The 3,346-nt window shown below is 53.3% G+C and carries 2 protein-coding genes and 1 tRNA gene; all 3 read right to left on the bottom strand.

Annotated elements, in window-relative coordinates; translation table 11 throughout:
* The coding region (gene pyrR, locus V6D20_12180) for a bifunctional pyr operon transcriptional regulator/uracil phosphoribosyltransferase PyrR (GenBank protein ID HEY9816537.1) at window positions 1-468 on the bottom strand (468 nt) is incomplete at its 3' end.
* Between the two features lie 328 nt (window positions 469-796).
* Complete coding sequence (gene ftsH / locus V6D20_12175; protein HEY9816536.1) at window positions 797-2,725, bottom strand: ATP-dependent zinc metalloprotease FtsH; 1,929 nt, start codon at window positions 2,723-2,725, stop codon at window positions 797-799.
* Window positions 2,726-3,050: 325 nt separating this feature from the next.
* A tRNA-Ser gene (locus tag V6D20_12170) sits at window positions 3,051-3,137 on the bottom strand.
* Window positions 3,138-3,346: the final 209 nt, after the last annotated feature.

Below are 3,346 nucleotides of genomic sequence, written 5' to 3'. Positions count from 1 at the left end.
GCGGGCCGTGGGCAGGCATCTGCCGGTGAAATCAGGATGGATGGGCAACTCGCGATGCCCTCGATCCACCAGCGTTACTAACCAAATCACATCAGGGCGGCCGTAGTCATTCACCGCATTCAGGGCGGCGCGAATCGTCCTGCCGCTGTAGATCACGTCATCGACCAACACAACCGTTTTGCCCGATAGCTCCATGGGGATTTTAGTTTTAGCCGGCGTGCGGGTTTTAATTTTGTCGAGGTCATCGCGGTAAAAGGTAATGTCGATGGCTCCCACCGGCACCGCCTGCCCCTCCAACTGTTCAATTTGCTGGGCCAGCATCGTTGCTAAAGGAACCCCTCGGGTATAGATGCCGAGCAGCGCCAGCTTGGAGACATCTCCAATGCGTTCGATCACTTGGGACGCCAGCCGGGTTAGGGTGCGGCGAATCTCATCGTCTGACAGAATTTCGACAACTTTAGGCGACATGGCTGACTTGCGCTCACTCGCGTAGGGATACTGCATCCTACCGTGGCCGGATGTCTTCAGCAAACTACCTGATGATCACCACAATCCTCCATATCCTAGTTAACTGCACCATCGTTGTGTTGATGCTAGGTTGAGCAACGGGAAACCCAACATCAGCTTAGACTCCGTTGGGTGCCGCTAATACTAGCCCAACCTACGAAAGAATCAGGATTGCAGGAGTTTTGTCAGGTCATCAGGTTGGTAGCTCGATGGACCACCGGATCAGCATCACAGGCAGTAGAGCTGATCCACTACCTGTGATGCTATTGACCGATCGCTCCCCTGGGGGTCACACGCTGCTGCTGGCCAGTTCCGGTTGGGGTAAATCTACCCGTTGACCGACAATTTTGCGAAACTCATCGCCGTCAATGGTTTCACATTCAACGAGCAGCTCGGCCAGATCATCCACCAAGGCGCGATTATCGCGAATTAAAGTACAGGCTTGGGTATAGCAATCTAGAGCCATCTCTCGTACCCGTTGGTCAATGCGAGTGGCTAGATCTTCAGAATATTCTGCCCCTTGCCGACCGAGATCGCGTCCGAGAAAGACTTCGTGGTTGCCGGTTTCCATGGCAAATTGACCGAGATCAGACATGCCGTAGCGCGTGACCATATTACGCACCATGTCGGTCACCTTTTCCAGATCATTGCCAGCGCCGGTAGTCACTTCATCATGTCCAAAGACCACATCCTCAGCGGCACGACCACCCAAGGCCATCATGATCCGGGCCATAAATTGCGATCGCGTTGTTAGACCTGGCTCTTCATTCGGGGTAAACCAGGTGAGCCCTAGGGCCTGCCCCCGAGGAATTAGGGTGACTTTTTGCAGGGGCTCATGACCTTTGACCAAAGTGCCCACGATGGCATGACCGACTTCATGGTAGGCAACCAGTCGCTTTTTCTTGCTGTCTACTAGGGGTGTACCTTCCATGCCAGCAATGACGCGATCGAAAGCATCATCGATTTCTGCAAGGGTGATGGCATCCTTGCGGCGACGGGCAGTGAGGATAGCGGCTTCATTGAGCAGATTTGCCAAGTCGGCCCCAGATAGCCCTGGCGTCCGGCGGGCTAGGTTTTCTAGCGAAACATCTGCCGCTACTTTTTTGGTGCGGGCATGAACCTCTAAAATACCGAGACGTCCCTTAAAGTCTGGCAAATCGACCATGACCCGGCGATCGAAGCGGCCAGGACGCAGCAGTGCTGAATCCAACACATCCGGGCGGTTAGTCGCGGCGATGATGATCACCCCGGCATTGCCCTCAAAGCCATCCATCTCCGTCAAAAGCTGATTGAGGGTTTGCTCCCGTTCATCATTGCCGCCGCCGATGCCCGTACCGCGCTGCCGACCGACGGCGTCAATTTCATCAATAAACACAATACAGGGCGCATTTTCCTTTGCCTTGCGGAACAAGTCCCGCACGCGGGATGCACCCACGCCCACAAACATTTCAACAAATTCTGAGCCCGAGATACTAAAGAAAGGAACGCCAGCTTCGCCAGCGATCGCTTTGGCAAGCAGCGTCTTCCCAGTACCTGGGGAACCAATCAACAACACCCCTCGGGGAATTCGAGCCCCCACGGCGGTGAATTTCTCAGGCTTTTTCAGAAAAGAGACAACTTCTTGCAGTTCTTCCTTGGCTTCCTCAATGCCAGCCACATCGTCAAACATCACGCCGGTTTTCGCTTCCATCTGGAAACGAGCGCGAGATTTGCCGAAGTTCATGGCTTGCCCCGAAGCGTTGGCAGAGCGCCGCAAAATCATCACGAGGAAGACAACTACCAAGAAAGCCAGGAAGAAGTTGGTGAAAAACCAACTGGCGGTGCTGCCGTTGGTGGTGGGGGCTGACTCAATCTCTACATTGTTTTCTCGTGCAAGCTGAACCAGTTCGGCATTGAGGTTGCCGGTGAAGATCTGCACCTCAATGGGGGTGTCGTCGTCTTGATTTTCAAGCGTCACCTGAACCACATTGCGGCTCTCATCGATGGCGATGCTCTCGACTTGCCCTGCCTGGATTTTTTCTAGCAAGTTGCTATAGCTGAGGTCTTGGCCGTTTTGACCAGCCTGGCCATTGGCTAGGGCTGGAGCTGGCAAGATGCTTTGGAGCATCATCCAGCCTGCGGCTGCCATCCCGGCTACGACCGTTCCTTTCGCTCTAGCATGGGCGGGTCGAGTGCGGCGAGGTTGAAGGGTTGAACGAGAGTGCAAGAACTGTTTCATAGTTAATAATACGTTTCACCCGTAGAGCAATTCTCCATGCATGGGAGATGCAGCAATAGACAGGAGGAACCGACCCTAGACCTAAGGTGTAAGCTGGCTGCAGTGTAATCACAAGCCAGCCATAACCATAGCAACCGCTAAGGTCAGCCTAGGCGATCGCCCCTTGGGATTGATCACAACGTGTGAACGCTGGCGTTCCTGAATAACAATGTCTCTCTATTCTAGCCTTGGTCTCCCAAGAACTGGCGGTAGAACCTAGAACTAGTCAGGATCAACATCATCTACTACATAGACTAGTAGACCGGAACAGAGCTGGAATGAAAAACGGAGAGAGAGGGATTCGAACCCTCGATAGAGTCACCCCTATACAGCATTTCCAGTGCTGCGCCTTCGACCACTCGGCCATCTCTCCAGGGTACTTTTTCGGAATTGATATTCAATTCACTTGGCGGGCGATCGCTCTTCCTAATCAAGGACGAACAATGCGTAACCAGCCACAAGAAATGTATGATAGCAGACTTTGAGGCAGTCTCAAAGAAAATTTTATAAACTTGGAAAAGCACACTGTCCTGCTTCGGTTCATGTTCTAGGATCACAGCACAGAGAGGGCAAGCACGGGGA

Source organism: Candidatus Obscuribacterales bacterium, from assembly GCA_036703605.1.
GTDB lineage: Bacteria > Cyanobacteriota > Cyanobacteriia > RECH01 > RECH01 > RECH01.
The sequence above is the reverse complement of the archived record's forward strand: the minus strand, read 5'-3'. Positions and strand labels throughout refer to the sequence as shown.